Genomic DNA, 15,571 nt, shown 5'->3' on the forward strand with positions numbered 1-15,571 from the left:
GTTCACCCGTCCACCACTCTCAGGTGCCGGTCGCCTCGCAGGGTGTCCTGGAGGTCGACCAGCGGTTGGCCCTCCTCGTCGTGGGTGACCCGTTTCCACGAGCCGTCGGGTTCGAGCCGCCACGAGGAGGTGCTGTCGGACATCGCCAGGTCCATGATGCCCACCAGTCGGCGGCACTGCTCCGGGTCCGCGATCCGGACCAGCGCCTCCACGCGCCGGTCGAGGTTGCGGGGCATGAGGTCGGCGCTGCCGATCCACACCTGGGGGCGCCAGCCGTTGGCGAAGACGAACACCCTGGAGTGTTCGAGGAAGCGGCCCAGGATGCTGCGCACCCGGATGTTCTCGGACAGGCCCGGCACCCCGGCGCGCAGGACGCAGCTGCCGCGCACCCACAGGTCGACGTCCACCCCGGCCTGCGAGGCGCGGTACAGGGCGTCGATGATCTCCTCGTCGACGAGGGAGTTCACCTTGATCCGGATGTGGGCGGGCTCGCCCTTGAGACTGTTCGCCACCTCGGTCTCGATCTGCCGGAGCAGTCCCTGGCGCAGGGCGGCGGGGGCCACGAGCAGCCTGCGGTAGTGCTTCTTGCGGGAGAACCCGGTGAGGCTGTTGAAGAGGTCACTGACGTCCTCGCCCACCTCCGCGGCGGCGCTGAACAGGCCGAAGTCCTCGTAGATCCGGGCGGTGCTCGGGTTGTAGTTGCCGGTGCCGACGTGGCAGTAGCGGCGGAGCAGGCCGTCGTCGTCCTGGCGGATGACCATGGACAGCTTGCAGTGGGTCTTGAGCCCCACGACCCCGTAGACGACGTGGCAGCCCGCCTCCTCCAGTTTGCGGGCCCACTGGATGTTGTTCTGTTCGTCGAAGCGGGCCTTGACCTCGACCAGCACCACGACCTCCTTGCCCTCCCGGGCCGCCTCGATGAGCGACTCGACGATGGGTGAGTCGCCGCTGGTGCGGTAGAGGGTCTGCTTGATGGCCACGACCTGGGGGTCGGTGGAGGCCAGGGCGAGGAACCGTTCGGTGGTGGTGGCGAAGGACTCGTAGGGGTGGTGGACCAGGACCTCGCGTTCGCGGATGGTCGCGAAGAGGTCGCCGGAGGTGAGGGCACGCGGTTCGACCGGGACCATGGGCGGGTAGCGCAGGTCGGGGCGGTCGGTGTCCGCGATCTGCGCGAGTCCGGCGAGGTTGAGCGGGCCGGGGACCCGGTAGACCTCCTCGGCCTCGGCGCCGAGCTGCTGGCTGAGGATCGACAGCACCTCGTCGCTGATGGTCTCTTCGACCTCCAGGCGCACGAGGGGACCGAAGCGTCGACGCAGGAGTTCGTTCTCCAGGGACTGGACGAGGTCGTCGGTCTCGTCCTCGTCGACCTCCAGGTCGGCGTTGCGGGTGACCCGGAAGGCGTGGTGCTCGACCACCCGCATGCCCTCGAAGAGCTGGGGCAGGTGCGCGGCGATGATGTCCTCGACCGGGAGGAAGCGGCCGCCGCCGTGGGTGGTGAGCTCGATGAAGCGGGGCAGGGCGCTGGGCACCTTGACGCGGGCGAACATGTGCCGGTCGTCGCTGGTGTCGCGCACCGTGACGGCGAGGTTGAGCGAGCGGCCCGAGATGTAGGGGAAGGGGTGCGCGGAGTCGACCGCGAAGGGTGTCACCAGGGGGTAGATGGAGCGGCGGAAGTAGCCGTGCAGGTACTCGCGTTCGCGGTCGTCCAGTTCGCTCCACCGGACGATGCTGATGCCCTCCCGGGCCAGGGCGGGGGCGACGCTGTCCTCGAAGCAGGCGGTCAGACGCAGGATCTGGTCGTGCGTGAACAGGGAGATGCGCTCCAGCAGGTCCCTGGGGTGGTGTCCGCTGGGCGAGGCGACGGACAAGCCGGTGGCCAGCCGTCGTTTGAGCCCGGCCACGCGCACCATGAAGAACTCGTCGAGGTTGCTGGAGAAGATCGCGAGGAACCGCGTCCGTTCGAGCAGCGGGATGTCCTCGTCCTCCGCGAGTTCGAGGACCCGCTGGTTGAAGCGGAGCCACCCCTCCTCCCGGTCCATGAACCTGTCGGCGGGAAGGTCGGCGGCGGGCCCCGCTGGCGTTGGCGCTGATTCCGTGCTCACAGTGGGCAGACTCCCCCTTTTTCATGACCACACGGTGACCGCCCCGTGAGGGGAGAATGACCGCAACGCGACTGCTATGGAGCATCTGTACCCACATCGCGGCCCGTGTCCCTGGACACCGGGCAAGATTTCCCTCATGACGCGACCACACGCCCCACCTGACCTGGTGGGACGTGGGCTGGCGGAGCGGTGCTGCTACTGGTTGATGCCGATCTGGAGGTCGGGCGGCAGAATGAGCAGGAACATCGAGACGCGCATGAGGATGTTGAGCCAGGTGTTACGGAAGCAGGCCCACAGGTAGCCGTAGAACAGCCCCGCGGCGCCGTAGGTGAGCAGGGCCATGCCGGTGTCGTGCACGAAGTCGATCCCGGGCAGCTGGGAGACGGCGTCGTAGGGCTGGATGAACGCGTAGGTCATCGCGAACACCACCGAGGTCAGCACGATGCCGCCCCAGCGACCCAGGATCAGTTCCAGACGGCTCTGCATCATTCCCCGGAAGAAGATCTCCTCGCAGAGGGCGATGACGGTGAAGGCGACCAGCATGGCGTACAGGGTGAGCGAGGGCGGGGGCAGCCCGATGTGCGGCGTGATCAGGAACCCGATCAGCAGCACGGAGACGACCACGGGCACCAGACCGAGCCAGCGCCAGGGTTCGCTCACCTTCAGGGCGATCGAGGGCATGGCCGTACCCTTGCCGTCGACGGTCAGCCCCGAGCGGTCCAGGATGAGCAGCGGGACGGCGAACAGGAACAGCAGTCGCGAGACCAGCGCGACGGACATCGCGAGGTCCGGGGAGACGCCGGTCTGCTCCCCGTAGACGGTGAAGATCCACGACAGCATGACCATCGACAGGACCAGACCGACGAGGAGGAGGGCCATCCAGCCCAGTTCGCGGTAGACGGGGTGCCCGTCCATGGCTGCGGCGATCCGCCGGTCGAGCTCGTCCCGCCGCCCGAACGCCCGGACCAGCCCCCAGGCGATGACCATGCCGATCACCATCGGCATCCAGGAGATCAGGAACAGCACGGACGACCCACCGACGTCGTCCCGCATCGCCGGGCGGACGAGCGTCGGCCCGACGATCAGGACTACGGCGAGGGCGACGGCCCAGGCGAGCCCCCATCTTCGCACCATGGTCACAAGTGTCCCCCCTGTCTCAGAACACACATTCTGCACCAGGGAAAACTAAAAGCGACTTAATGACTACGGTATGTCGTTACCCCGTTGTCACCGCCGTCCCGACACGCGCGGTGAACCAGGAAGGGAACCCCCCGTGACCCACGCCGACTACGACGCCTTCGCCGAGGCGTACTCGGCCGAGAACGACTCCAACCTCATGAACGCCCACTACGAACGCCCCGCCATGCTGGACCTCGCGGGTGACGTCGGCGGCCGCCGCGTCCTGGACGCGGGCTGCGGCTCCGGCCCCCTCTCCCTGGAACTCCGCGACCGGGGCGCCGTGGTGACCGGGTTCGACGTCAGCGCGGAGATGGTCGGGCTGGCCAGGAAGCGCCTCGGGGACGACGCCGACCTGCGCGTGCACGACCTCGCGCGGCCGCTCCCGTACTCCGACGGCGCGTTCGACGACGTGGTCGCGTCCCTGTCGTTGCACTACCTCAGGGAGTGGGAGGGGCCGCTTCGGGAGCTGCGCCGGGTCCTGCGACCGGGGGGACGTCTCCTCGTCTCCGTGGACCACCCCACGGCCCACGTGCTCCTGCGGCCGGGCACCGACTACTTCACGGTCGCCCCCTGGCTCGCGGAGGTCGAGTTCCGGGAGAGCAGGGCCGTCCTGAACGTCTGGCACCGCCCGCTGTACTCCATGGTCAGGGACTTCACCCGGTCCGGGTTCCGCGTCGCGGACATCGACGAACCGGCCGTCGCGGAGGACACCCCCGACCACCTGCGGCCCGAGTTCCGCCACGGGCACACCCGGTTCCTCGGGTTCCTCTTCTTCGTCCTGGTGGCCGAGTAGGCGACCCGGTCGGGCGCCCGGGTCGGGCGAGAGGGACGTCGGAGCGGGGCGGGCGCGGCCCGCCCCGCTCTCGGGGCCCTTCCTAGTGTCCGTTCTCCAGGACCGACTTGAGGAAGGTCTTGGTCCGTTCCTCCTGGGGGTCCCCGAAGATCTGGTCCGGGTGCCCCGCCTCGGCGATCCGGCCCTGGTCGAACATGAGGACCCGGTGGGACACGTCCCGCGCGAAGCCCATCTCGTGGGTGACGCACAGCATCGTGATGTCGGTGGTCTCGGCCACCTCGCGCAGCACGTCCAGCACACCGGCCACCAGCTCCGGGTCCAGGGCGGAGGTGACCTCGTCCAGCAGGAGGATCTCCGGACGCATCGCCAGGGCGCGGGCGATCGCCACGCGCTGCTGCTGGCCGCCGGACAGCTGGGTCGGGTGGGCGTCGACCTTGTCGCCCAGGCCCACCAGGTCCAGCAGTTCCTCCGCCCGGGCGCTGGCCTCGTCCTTGGACAGGCCGAGGACGTGGACCGGCGCCTCCATGACGTTCTTGCGCACCGTCATGTTGGGGAACAGGTTGAACTGCTGGAACACCATGCCGATGCTCTTGCGGCGCTGCCGCAGGTAGCTCTCGCTGGCCGGGGCCAGGCCGCTGCCCTTGGGCATGTGGCTGAACGGCTCCCCGCCGATGTCGATGCGCCCCTCGGTGACCTTCTCCAGCGTCATGAGCAGGCGCAGGATGGTGGTCTTGCCCGAGCCGCTCGGCCCGATCAGGGTGACGCGCTCCCCGGCGGCCACGTCGAAGTCGAGGTGGTCGAGGACGGTGAGGTCGCCGAAGCGCTTCACCACCTGGTCGAAGACGATCAGCGGTCCGTCGGCGGCGCTGTCTCCGACACCCGGCGCCGTCGTGTTCTCAGGGGTATCAGACGGCGACATATCGCTTCTCCAGTCGTCGAATCACAATCGCGGACGGGATGCTCACCAGGAGGAAGAGGAACCCGACCATGGTGAACGTCTCCACGTAGCGGAAGTCCTTGCTGCCGACCTGCTGGGCCACGGCCAGCAGCTCGACGACTCCGATCGCGAAGAGCAGGGGCGTGTCCTTGAACATCGCGATGAGGTAGTTGCCCAGCGCCGGGATGACCCTGCGGATGGCCTGGGGCAGCACGATCGCCGTCCAGGTCCGCGAGGTCGGCAGGCTCAGCGCCCGGGACGCCTCCCACTGGCCCTTGGCCACGCCCTCGATGCCCGAGCGGTACACCTCCGCGGTGTAGGCCGCGTAGTGGACGCCGATGACGACGACGCCGATCGTGAACACCGAGATGTTGGCGGGGGACAGTGCGAAGACGAACACCAACTGGATGACCAGCGGCGTCGTCCGGATGAACTCCATCAGGAAGTGCACGAGGGTGCCGAAGACCGGCACCCGCCGGACCACCGCGATGAGCAGGCCCAGGGTCAGGGCGATGGCGTAGCCGATCACCGTCGCCTGGATGGTGACCAGCAGGCCGCTGAACAGGTCGGGCAGGACCTGGCCGGTGTACTGGAAGTCCCACAGGCCGTTCACGAACTCCATGAGGCCGTTCACTTGGCCACCCCCACCTTCGTACCGACTGTCGGGGGTCGCAGGAGCCCGAGGATCCCTCCGCCGGACGGCGGGACGCGGCCCAGCCTGCGGTTGGCCCGCCGTTCGAGGAGCCGCACACCGAAGATGAGGACCTGGGCGATCAGGTAGTAGAGCGCGAAGGCCACCAGGAAGACCGGGATGGTCTCACCCGAGAGGCGGCGCAGGTCGTCGGCGATCCACGAGAGGTCGTGCATGGAGACCAGGTAGACCACGGCGGTGGCCTTCATGAGCTCCACGACCAGGTTGCCGAACGTGGGGAGCATCTGCGCCCACGCCTGCGGCAGGACCACCAGGCGCATGCGCTGCGCCCAGGACATGTTCAGGGCGACGGTCGCCTCGACCTGTGCCCGGGGCACCGCGTTGATCGAGGAGCGCACCACCTCGGCCCCGTAGGCGCCGAGGTTGAGGCCCAGCGCGAGGATCGCGGCGAACATGTCCTCCAGCTGGAAACCGCTCAGCAGGGGCAGGGCGTAGATCAGCCAGTACATGACGACCAGCGCCGCGATGCCGCGGAACACCTCCACGTACACCGTGGCGACGGCACGCGGCAGCCAGTGCCGCATCGTGCCCATGACGCCGAACGTCATCGCCAGCACAAAGGCCAGGACGATGCCGCCGAGCGTGAGCTGGATCGTGAGCAGCGTTCCGTCGAGGAAACGCGGCCACTGTGCGATCAGGAACTCCACGCGGAATCAGCCCTCACAGAGCGCGGCGGTGGTGGTCCCGTCGGGCAGGTCGTCCTCGGTGAACCCCCACTCCTCTCCGAGTTCGAGCAGGCGACCGCTCTCAGTGAACTCGGCGACGACGCGGTTGATCTCCGAGAGGAGCTCCTCGTCCTCGGGACGGACGCACAGCCCGCCCCAGCCCTTCTCCTCGTTCCCGTCCATCACCGGGTAGAAGGGGTCGGACACGGTGTACTGGTCCTCCATGTTCCGCTCGATGAGCAGGTAGGAGTGGGACACGGCGAGCATGGACACCGCGTCCACGCGGCCGCTCTCCAGCAGCTCGAAGCCGCGGGTCTGGTCGGGGATGAGTTCGAGCTGCCCCGAGGGGACCTCGAAGTACTCGGCGTAGGTCTGCTCGACCGACCCGTTGAGCACGGCCAGCTTGAGGTCCGGGTTCTTGACGAAGTCCTCGAAGTGCTGGATCTTCTCCGGGTTGTCCTTCGCCACCAGGAACGCTTCGGGAGACGTCGCGGTGGGCTCGCTGAACGCGACCTCCTGGCAGCGTTCGGGTGTGATGAACACACCGGCCGCGATGACGTCGTAGCGGTTGGCCTGGAGTCCGGGGATCAGACCGTCCCAGGAGGTGGCCGACGCCTGGATCTCGGGGACGCCCAGCTCCTCGAAGACCGCCTTGGCCACCGCGGGCGACTGTCCCGCCGGGTTGCCGCTGGAGTCGACGAAGCCGAAGGGCACCTCGTTGGCCAGGGCGACCGCCACGAACCCCTGCTCGCGCAGGCGCTCCAGGGTGCTCTGGCCCTCCGCGTTCTGGCCGCCGCTCCCGGAGTCGACCCGACTGCACGCCGCGAGGCCCGCGACCGCCGCACCTGCTCCGGCCAGGCGGAAGGCGTCTCGACGTCCCCAGGTTCCCCGCCGACGCGCTGGTACCTGATTCTTCACGACTGCTCCTCGAAAACTCGCGGGTGCGGAGCCTTCGCCCGAAGGACGGGGCGAGGCCTCACGCGTTCGGAATGCTTGGGCGCCTCGTGTGGGCGCATCCGCGGCGCGATGGCCGCGGTCGTGACCGTTGCCCGGGTGCTCGGGACGACGGCGCTGGTACGGGGTCTCCCTCCCCGAGCCCGAGGTGCAGTAACTGAAGACGAATAGTCCGTTATGCACTGGTTATGAGTCTCTGTTCGTCGGGTGACCCGACGACACTCCTCCTCCGAGCTGGCCACCTGTGGTTCGTGACTATGGGTTCTTATGCCCGTTACCGAGTGGTTCCTACCCCTGGGAACGTGAAAGCGGGGCCCGGAACTCCGGACCCCGCTCCCTGCGGGCTTTTCGCGCCTGCGGACTAGGCGTTGACGTCCTCCTCGACGACCAGCGGGTACACGCCGTTCTCGTCGTGGACCTCACGGCCGGTGACCGGGGGGTTGAAGACGCAGAGCACGCGGAAGTCGGTCTTCGGGCGGACCGTGTGCTTCTCGTGGCCGTTGAGCAGGTAGAGGGTGCCCGGGGTGATGATGTGCTTCTCCCCGGTCTCCTCGTTGGTCAGCTCGGCCTCGCCCTCGATGCAGTGCACGAGCTCGATGTGGTTGGCGTACCAGAACGTCGACTCGGTGCCCGCGTACAGGACGGTCTCGTGGAAGGAGAAGCCGACCTTCTCCTTGGCCAGGACGATCCGACGGCTGCGCCAGTTCTCGGTCTTGATGTCAGCGTCGGTGTCGTTGACCTCGTCCATACTGCGAACGATCACTTGTGTCTCCTTCACGCTCTGATGCGCGCTGTATGCGCTGGTGGTACACGGTACGGGGCCGACCGGCACCCCGGGTAGAGGTACTGGCCGGCCCCGCGCCCGATTCGGTGGGCACGCCGGTCCGAAACGGCCCCGGCGTGTCGCTAGGCGGTCTGGGGAACCTTGACCGCCGCGCGGACGGCGTCGGCCATGATGTCCAGACCGGCGGTGAGCTCCTCCTCCGTCGTGGTGAGCGGCGGGAGGAGCTTGGCGACCTCGTCCTCGGGGCCGGAGGTCTCCAGGAGCAGGCCGCGGTCGAAGCACCCGGCGGCGACCTTCTTGGCGATGCCGCCCTCGGCGTCGAAGGCCAGACCGCGAGCCAGGCCGCGACCGCGCACGTGGGCGCCGAAGTCGGCGTGCTCGGCGGCCATCTCCGCGAGGCGCGCCTCGACAAGCTCGCCCTTGGCCAGGGTGGCCTGGGCGAAGGTGTCGTCGGACCAGAAGCGGCGCAGCGCCTCGGTGCCGGTGACCATGGCCGGGTTGAACCCGCGGAAGGTGCCGTTGTGCTCGCCCGGCTCCCAGACGTCCAGCTCGCGCTTGAACAGCGTGAGCGCCATCGGCAGGCCGTAGCCGCTGATGGACTTGGACAGGGTGACGATGTCCGGGGTGATGCCGGCCTCTTCGAAGCTGAAGAACTTGCCGGTGCGGCCGCAGCCCATCTGGATGTCGTCCAGGATCATCAGGATCCCGTACTCCTCGCAGAGCTCCGAGAGGCCGCGCAGCCACTCGGCGCTGGCGACGTTGATGCCGCCCTCGCCCTGGACCGCCTCGACGATCACGGCCGCCGGGGCGTCCAGACCGCTGCCGCTGTCCTCAAGGAGGGAGCGCAGCCACAGGAAGTCCGGGGTCTTCCCGTCGAGGTAGTTGTCGAACGGCATGGTGGCCACGTGGTCGAGCGGCACACCGGCGCCGCCGCGTTTCATGGAGTTGCCGGTGACGGCCAGGGCGCCCAGGGTCATGCCGTGGAAGCCGTTGGTGAAGTTGATGATGGTCTGGCGGCCGGTGTACTTACGAGCCAGCTTGAGCGCGGCCTCGACCGCGTTGTTCCCCGCCGGGCCGGGGAACTGGACCTTGTAGTCCAGGTTCCGGGGCGTGAGGATGACGTCGTCGAAGGTCTTCAGGAACTCGCGTTTGGCCACGCTGTACGCGTCGAGGCTGTGGACGATCCTGTCGTCGGTCAGGTACTCGATGAGCGAGGACTTCAGCTCGGGGTTGTTGTGCCCGTAGTTGAGCGATCCGGCCCCGGCGAAGAAGTCCAGGTACGGGCGGCCGGACTCGTCGTGGACGTGGCTGCCGACCGCCTTGTCGAAGACGACAGGCCAGTTCCGGCAGTATCCGCGGACTTCGGACTCGAGGCGCTGGAAGGTCTCCATCGTGATGTTCCTTGGTTCCTTTCCCCAACTTCGTGGGCTCAGGGCTGAGACGAGGGGCGGGTGGGGATCGCGTTCGATCCGGAGCGGACGGTCAGTCGGTGTCGGAGTGCGCGCCGATGGGACCGATGCGCACGAGGTCCTCGGGGTCGTGGGGTCCTTCTCCGTCCTTGGGGAAGTGCTCCGCGCCGAAGAGCGGGCTCCACACGGCCTCGGCGCCCAGGCTCCGCGCGAACGAGGAGAAGAGGGCCCGGGAGGCCTCGTTGTCGGGGGTGACGGTCGCTTCGAGGTAGCGCAGGCCCTGGTCGACGAGGCGCTCGCCGATGAAGTCGAGCATCCGGCGGGCCAGTCGCTGACCCCGGTACTCGGAGCCGACGGCCACCTGCCAGAGGAAGTACGTGTCCGGGCTGTCGGGACGGACGTAGCCGGTGACGTAGGCCGCCATCCGGCCGTCGGCGTCCCGGGCCACGACGCTGGTCGTGGCGAAGTCCCGGCACCAGAGCGTGTAGGCGTACGGGGAGTTGACGTCCATCCCCGTGTCGCCGGCCAACCGCCACATGTGCGGCCCGTCCTCCGGGGAGGGGTGCGCGAGGCGCACGACCTCACGGCCCGCGGCCTCCGTGGTCTCGGAGCTCACAGCCCCACCTTCGATTCGGTCGCGTGCTTGGAGGTTCGTTCGTTGATGTGGCACGTCGATCGAACTTAGCGAAAGAAGGTCAAAGGAGTTTCAGCGAGATTCCGCCCAGATGTTTGGGAGGATTACCAATGGGTAGGGCTTGTTTATTTAGCAGCTTGATTCCGCATGGGACGGGGTTCCCAGATGACGCTGGGTAGCGGCCGTCCTCCCCGTCCACGCCCTGTCTATCAGGGGCTTCGGCCCCTGGGGCGGACCTGCGTCGCGCGAGGTGGGAGGTGACTCGCGGGCGGGCGGTCGGCAACCGTCAGGGTCAAACATAGAGCCTCCACGGGGAATATTAAGCGTGCGTTAAGTCACATCAATTCGGTGGAAAGCTCGCGACATATCGCCCTGAGTGAGCCGCCCCGCACGTCACACGTTACGCGGGCCGCCCGCTGGAACCAGCTGTACGCAGGAATTTCCTCGGCCCGCGCGCCGAACAATCCACCGTCGGGGTCGGGCCGAAACGGCCCCGCGCCCCCGGCGCGATCGGACGCACGGAGACCGGCGCCACCGTCGGACGACCTTGATGAATCCCCGACTTTCCATCAGACTCTGTGTAGTACGACCTGATGTAGTACTACAATTAGTCGCACCGCTGAGCCGCAGCCCACGCGGGTCCGGCACCCCCGGGACGGCAGTGCGGACTCGAACTTCGTCGCCCCCGCCGTAGGAACACGGCGGGAACCACTGACCAGGGATCGGAGGCGTCCGTGAACCGCCTGTACCACGACAGCGAGGACTGGGTCGAGCAGGGGAACTGCCGTTCGTACGACCCCGAGATCTTCTTCCCGGTGAGCAGCACCGGGATCGGCCGCACCGACACGGAGCGCGCCCTGGCCGTCTGCCGCAGCTGTACTGTTCGCCCGGAATGTCTGCGGTGGGCCCTGCGCGCCGGAGAGGCTCACGGAGTCTGGGGTGGCACCACCCCCGAGCAGCGTCGCTACATGCGCCGCGAGCTGGTTCCGGCGAGCTAGGTGGAAGGCGGAGCCGCCGGACGCGAGGGTTCGCGTCCGGCGGCTCGTCGCCGTCACCGAGGGCCCCACTCCGAGACGTTCGAGCGCGTTCTCACGTCCGGAGGTCTTGCGGGCCCCTGTGGCACGGCCTAGGTTCACTATCGTGCGACCCGCTCACGGCACGCTCCGACTCACGCGCACGGCACTCCTCGCCGGCGCGTGCACCGGTCTTGCCTGGATGGGCCACAACATCGGGGCCGACAACCCCGCCGGAGCCTGGGGGTTCCTCCTGGCCACGGCCTTCCTGTACGGCCTCCTGTGGCGGTTCACCCGGATCATGCGGGGCTTCGGCGACATCTTCGCCGTGATGGCCCTCGCACAGGTCGCCCTGCACCTGATCCTCCAGCTGTCCGGCCCCGGGGTCGTCCCGATCGACCACGCCGGGCACGGATCCGCCTTCCTCGGCCTCGCGCCGGGCATGCTGTTCGCCCACCTGTGGGCGGCCCTGCTCGCCTCCGCGCTGCTGGCCCACGGCGAGTCCGCGCTCTGGTCCCTCGTGACCGCCGTCGCCCGGGCCCTCCCGCGGCCGCCGCGCCTGCCCGACCTGGCGTCCGTGGAGTCCGGGGCCGCGCCCGTCGCGCCCCCGTCCCCGACGCCCTCTCCCCCAGAGCCGTCGACGCACGGCCCCCGCGGGCCTCCCGGTTCGCCCGCGTTCCGCCCGGCCCTCCCGTAACCCCCCGGTTCCGGCGGTCGAGGCGGTCCCACCGAAGATCCCGGACGAGCACCGGTCCCCGACCCGTGCCCGCCGGGCGCGAACCGCACCCGAACGGTCTGAGAGAAGATCATGAGAAGAATCCGTACCGCGGCCCTGGTCGCCCCCTTCGCCGCCGCGCTGCTGCTGGCTCCCGCCCCCGCCTTCGCCCACGACGTGCTGATCGCCTCCGACCCGGAGGACGGCGCCGCCCTCGACGCCGCCCCCGAGGAGGTCACGCTGACCTTCAACAACGCCCCGATGGCGGGTGGCAGCGGCAGCGCGATCGTCGTGACCAGCCCCGAGGGCACGGAGATCCAGGAAGGCGAGCTGACCTTCGACGGCACCGACGTGTCCGTCGCCCTCGCGACACCCACCGAGGCGGGCGAGTACGGCCTCTCGTTCCGGGTGGTCTCCTCGGACGGCCACCCCATCCAGGACACCCTGAGCTTCTCGCTGTCCGAGGAGGCCGTCGCGGCCGCCGCCCCGGAGGAGACCGAGGAGGAGCCGGCCGCCGCCGAGGAGGAGGCCCCCGAGGAGGCCGCCGACGAGACCCCCGCCACGGAGGAGACCGCGGCCGAGGAGGGCGGGACCTCCCCGCTGATGGTCCTGGCCGGCGTGGTCGTGGCCGTCGCGGCCATCGGCGCGGTCGTGCTCGTGGTCGTGCGCTCGCGCAACCGCCCCGGCTCCGGTGAGGGCTCCCAGAAGTAGCGGAACGCCGGAGGGGCCCGCACGCTTCGGCGTGCGGGCCCCTCCGGCGGTCAACGGACCGTCACCGTCTCCTGGCCAGGAGGATGCTGATGTTGTCCTTGCCACCGGCCTCCATGGCGGCCTGCCACAGGGCGTGCACGGCGGCCTCGTCGCTGCCCGCCTCCGCGATCATCCGCTCCATCTCCTCCGGCAGCACCAGGTCCGACAGACCGTCGCTGCACATGAGCCAGGCGCTGGGGTCGGCGGCGTCGTCCCGTCCCACATGGGGGACCATCGACCCGCCGGAGCTGCCGCCCAGGGACTGGGTGATGAAGTTGGTGGTGACGGGGCGGCCGTCCTCAGAGGGAGGGAGGGCCGGGGAGTCGTCCTCGGAGAGCTGGCGCAGGTGGCGGCCCTCCAGACGGTAGGTGCGGGAGTCACCCACGTTGAACCAGAAGTTGCCGTCGCTGTTGAGCAGGACGCCGGCGACCGTGGTCCCCATGCCGGAGAACTCGGTGTGCTGAAGCGCGTGGTCCTTGATCTCCTCGTCGATGTTGGTGAGGAGCTGGGCGATCTCCTCCGGGCCGTTGAGGCGCGGCCCCATCTCGGCCATGCGGTGCACCGCGTGCTCGGAGGCGATCTCTCCGGCGGCCTGGCCGCCGATCCCGTCCGCGACCGCGAGGATGACCGGTTCACTCACCGGCAGCACGCAGCGGACCGGGGAGGTCATGTTCGCGCTGGCGACGGTGAGAGCACCCATGACCACGGAGTCCTCGTTGGCGGGGCGGATAGCGCCCCGGTGCGTGAGGGCCGTGACAATGACTTCCCCACCAGCGACACCCATACGCCCTTCCTCCCGTTTCATCGGCCGTGGCCGGTTGCCCGGCGTCTGGCGCCGGGCCTTGGTCGAGTCCCGTACATCGTCTGGATTCTGTAACCGTACCGAGCCACCGCCGGAGTCGGTCAAAATCCGCGTACATCATGGCGGAAAACACCCGGATATGCAGTTCCCGCACCGGTTTTCGCCGCCAAAAGTGTTGTGGCGGTTGATCCTGGGACGTGTGTGGTGCCGTCGTTCGGTTCGGGTCTGACAGTAGCGGTGCCGGGGACCTCCCGACAGGGCCCACCGCCAGGTTCGGCCAACCCGCAGACCAGAGGCCCCGTACGGGTCCGGTCCCACGGCTCCCCGACCCGCGCCGGGCACCCCGTGCCGTCCCGAAGGCGATCGGCGCCACGTTGTCGGTTCCGTGAGGGTCTGGCAGAATGGAGCCGTTGGGTGTCTAAGACGCAGACACACACGACCGCCCCGGGCGGTGCCCTGACCTCCTCAGGTGCCCCGGTGGCTCGAACTCCCTTTCGACGGTCGTTTGGTGTGGTCTCATGCGTACTTCCCTTCCTCTCTTCTCCTCTCCGGTCTCCACCGTCCGTGCGCGCCGCGTACGCGCGGCGCTCCGTGCCGCCCGCCATCCCCCTCCACCGGGCCCCGATCCCGGACGCGTCCTCCGCTGAACCGTCCGCCACGATCCCCCGGTCCCGCCGCCCCGTACCCGGGCGGCACCGGCGCCACCGCGGCCGCCGGCGACGGACCCACCGCGCAAGCCCCGCCCGGGAGGATTCCGACTCCCCGCTCCGGAGTCCCACCGGGCCCATCCACGACGGACACCACGGCGGTGTCCAAGGAGTCCAAAGCCCAGTGAAGATCGCCATGGTCGCCGAACACGCCAATCCCCTCCCCGCTCACCGGGGCGAACCGGCCTGCCCCGCGAGCCTGCACCTGTGTGCCCTGTCCCGCCAGCTCGCCAAGCGCGGGCACCGGGTGACCGTCTACGTCCGCCGCAGTGACCCCGACCAGCCCGACGGCCGCACCCGCATGGCGCGCGGCGTCTCGGTCGCCTACCTCGACGCGGGGCCCGCCCGTCCGCTCTCGGAGGACGAGCACGCCGAGCACACCGGCGCCTTCGGCACCGCGCTCGCCGCCGTGCTCGACGAGGACGTCCCCGACGTCCTGCACGCCATCGGCTGGACCAGCGGTCTGGCCGCACTGCACGCCCAGGCGCACAGCGAGAAGGACCAGAGCGGGACCCCGATCGTCCAGACCTTCCACTCGCTCAACGCCAGCGAGCAGCGCTCCGGCCTGCCCGACCGGCCGGACCGCGCCCGCATGGAGACGATCCTCGCCGCGCGCGCCGACCACGTGCTGGTCAACTCCACCGACCAGCAGGGGGAGCTGGCCCGCCTGCGCGTGCCCCGCCACCACGTGAGCGTCGTGCCGTTCGGCGTGGACCCCGACCACTTCAGCGTGGAGGGCAGCGCCTCCGCCGAGCCGTGGCACTCCCGCCGCGAGGAGCGTGCCCGACTGGTCTCCGTGACCTCCCTGACCGAGGCGGGGGGCGCCAGGCGTCTGGTCGAGTCGATGGTCCGCCTGCCCGAGGCCGAGTTGGCGCTCGTCTCCACGGCCGAGGACCAGGAGGTCGCCCTGGACGAGAACGCCCGCGGGATCGAGCTGCTCGCCAAGGAGCTCGGCGTGGACGACCGCGTGCACCTGACCGGTCCGCTGGAGCGCAAGGAGCTCCCGCGCCTGCTGCGCTCGGCCGACGTGTTCGTGTCGGCCGCGTCCTACGACCCCTACGGCGGCGCGGTCCTGGAGGCCATGGCCTGCGGACTGCCCGTGGTGGCCACCGCCACCGGCGCGGTCCCCGGGGCGGTCCTGCACCGCACCAGCGGGGTCCTGATGCGCTTCGGCCGTCCCGACGAGGTCGCCCGCTCGGTACGCGCCGTGCTGAACACGCCCACCATGAGCACCGCCTACGGGATCGCCGCGGTAGACCGCGCCCGTTCCCGGTTCACGTGGCAGCGGATCGCCATCGAGACGGAGCTCGCCTACGAACGTTCCCGTCCACAGCTGGCCGCGCGCGACGAGATCGAGGAGGATGAGGCGGACCTCCTCCTGTCCGGTTCCCCCAACTGAACGGTCCGCCCACACC

Annotated in this window: 15 protein-coding genes; 5 read left to right on the top strand and 10 right to left on the bottom strand. The window is 69.4% G+C overall.

The annotated features are described in order from the left end of the window. Positions 1-2: 2 nt before the first annotated feature. Positions 3-2,102, bottom strand: coding sequence for an RNA degradosome polyphosphate kinase (locus tag ACFW3L_RS09715; RefSeq protein WP_378738357.1), 2,100 nt, complete (start codon positions 2,100-2,102; stop codon positions 3-5). A 195-nt stretch (positions 2,103-2,297) separates the two neighbouring features. Next, a complete protein-coding gene (locus ACFW3L_RS09720) occupies positions 2,298-3,236 on the bottom strand; it encodes a CPBP family intramembrane glutamic endopeptidase (RefSeq protein ID WP_378738359.1) in 939 nt (312 codons plus the stop codon). A gap of 139 nt (positions 3,237-3,375) precedes the next feature. Here ACFW3L_RS09720 and ACFW3L_RS09725 point away from each other — a divergent pair, with 139 nt between their 5' ends. Continuing rightward, complete coding sequence (locus ACFW3L_RS09725; RefSeq protein ID WP_378738362.1) at positions 3,376-4,074, top strand: class I SAM-dependent methyltransferase; 699 nt, start codon at positions 3,376-3,378, stop codon at positions 4,072-4,074. Between the two features lie 82 nt (positions 4,075-4,156). On the opposite strand, the gene ehuA is transcribed toward ACFW3L_RS09725, so the two are convergent. The 7 genes from ehuA to ectA all read right to left on the bottom strand — a co-directional run bounded on the left by ehuA (position 4,157) and on the right by ectA (position 10,112). Beyond that, positions 4,157-4,993: an ectoine/hydroxyectoine ABC transporter ATP-binding protein EhuA gene (gene ehuA, locus ACFW3L_RS09730; RefSeq protein WP_378738364.1), complete on the bottom strand. Its 837-nt coding sequence runs from the start codon at positions 4,991-4,993 to the stop codon at positions 4,157-4,159. Then, positions 4,980-5,633 carry an ectoine/hydroxyectoine ABC transporter permease subunit EhuD gene (gene ehuD / locus ACFW3L_RS09735; protein ID WP_378739045.1) on the bottom strand — a complete coding sequence of 218 codons (654 nt, stop codon included), beginning with the start codon at positions 5,631-5,633 and terminating at the stop codon, positions 4,980-4,982. Before ehuD ends, ehuA begins: the two co-directional genes overlap by 14 nt. 8 nt (positions 5,634-5,641) lie before the next feature. After that, positions 5,642-6,370, bottom strand: a complete 729-nt coding sequence (gene ehuC, locus ACFW3L_RS09740; protein ID WP_378738366.1) for an ectoine/hydroxyectoine ABC transporter permease subunit EhuC — start codon at positions 6,368-6,370, stop codon at positions 5,642-5,644. A 6-nt stretch (positions 6,371-6,376) separates the two neighbouring features. Beyond that, positions 6,377-7,246, bottom strand: a complete 870-nt coding sequence (gene ehuB, locus ACFW3L_RS09745) for an ectoine/hydroxyectoine ABC transporter substrate-binding protein EhuB (RefSeq protein WP_378739047.1) — start codon at positions 7,244-7,246, stop codon at positions 6,377-6,379. A 457-nt stretch (positions 7,247-7,703) separates the two neighbouring features. Then, positions 7,704-8,105 carry an ectoine synthase gene (locus tag ACFW3L_RS09750; RefSeq protein WP_026129663.1) on the bottom strand — a complete coding sequence of 134 codons (402 nt, stop codon included), beginning with the start codon at positions 8,103-8,105 and terminating at the stop codon, positions 7,704-7,706. Positions 8,106-8,248: 143 nt separating this feature from the next. Next, entirely contained in the window at positions 8,249-9,517 is a 1,269-nt protein-coding gene (ectB, locus tag ACFW3L_RS09755; RefSeq protein WP_378738369.1) for a diaminobutyrate--2-oxoglutarate transaminase, read from the bottom strand. A gap of 91 nt (positions 9,518-9,608) precedes the next feature. Further along, positions 9,609-10,112 (bottom strand): diaminobutyrate acetyltransferase, encoded by a 504-nt coding sequence (ectA, locus tag ACFW3L_RS09760; RefSeq protein ID WP_378739049.1) that lies wholly within the window; start codon positions 10,110-10,112, stop codon positions 9,609-9,611. Positions 10,113-10,903: 791 nt separating this feature from the next. On the opposite strand from ectA, the gene ACFW3L_RS09765 reads away from it, so the two are divergent. The 3 genes from ACFW3L_RS09765 to ACFW3L_RS09775 all read left to right on the top strand — a co-directional run bounded on the left by ACFW3L_RS09765 (position 10,904) and on the right by ACFW3L_RS09775 (position 12,608). Beyond that, positions 10,904-11,167, top strand: a complete 264-nt coding sequence (locus ACFW3L_RS09765; protein WP_378738371.1) for a WhiB family transcriptional regulator — start codon at positions 10,904-10,906, stop codon at positions 11,165-11,167. Between the two features lie 142 nt (positions 11,168-11,309). Then, positions 11,310-11,879 (top strand): copper resistance protein, encoded by a 570-nt coding sequence (locus tag ACFW3L_RS09770; protein WP_378738373.1) that lies wholly within the window; start codon positions 11,310-11,312, stop codon positions 11,877-11,879. A 111-nt stretch (positions 11,880-11,990) separates the two neighbouring features. After that, complete coding sequence (locus tag ACFW3L_RS09775) at positions 11,991-12,608, top strand: copper resistance protein CopC (protein ID WP_378738375.1); 618 nt, start codon at positions 11,991-11,993, stop codon at positions 12,606-12,608. A 61-nt stretch (positions 12,609-12,669) separates the two neighbouring features. On the opposite strand, the gene ACFW3L_RS09780 is transcribed toward ACFW3L_RS09775, so the two are convergent. Beyond that, entirely contained in the window at positions 12,670-13,431 is a 762-nt protein-coding gene (locus tag ACFW3L_RS09780) for a PP2C family serine/threonine-protein phosphatase (protein WP_017590331.1), read from the bottom strand. An 849-nt stretch (positions 13,432-14,280) separates the two neighbouring features. On the opposite strand from ACFW3L_RS09780, the gene ACFW3L_RS09785 reads away from it, so the two are divergent. Beyond that, positions 14,281-15,555 (top strand): glycosyltransferase, encoded by a 1,275-nt coding sequence (locus tag ACFW3L_RS09785; RefSeq protein WP_378738378.1) that lies wholly within the window; start codon positions 14,281-14,283, stop codon positions 15,553-15,555. The last annotated feature ends 16 nt before the right edge of the window (positions 15,556-15,571 follow it).

It is taken from the genome of Nocardiopsis sp. NPDC058789, assembly GCF_042745575.1.
Taxonomy (GTDB): Bacteria; Actinomycetota; Actinomycetes; order Streptosporangiales; family Streptosporangiaceae; genus Nocardiopsis; species Nocardiopsis eucommiae.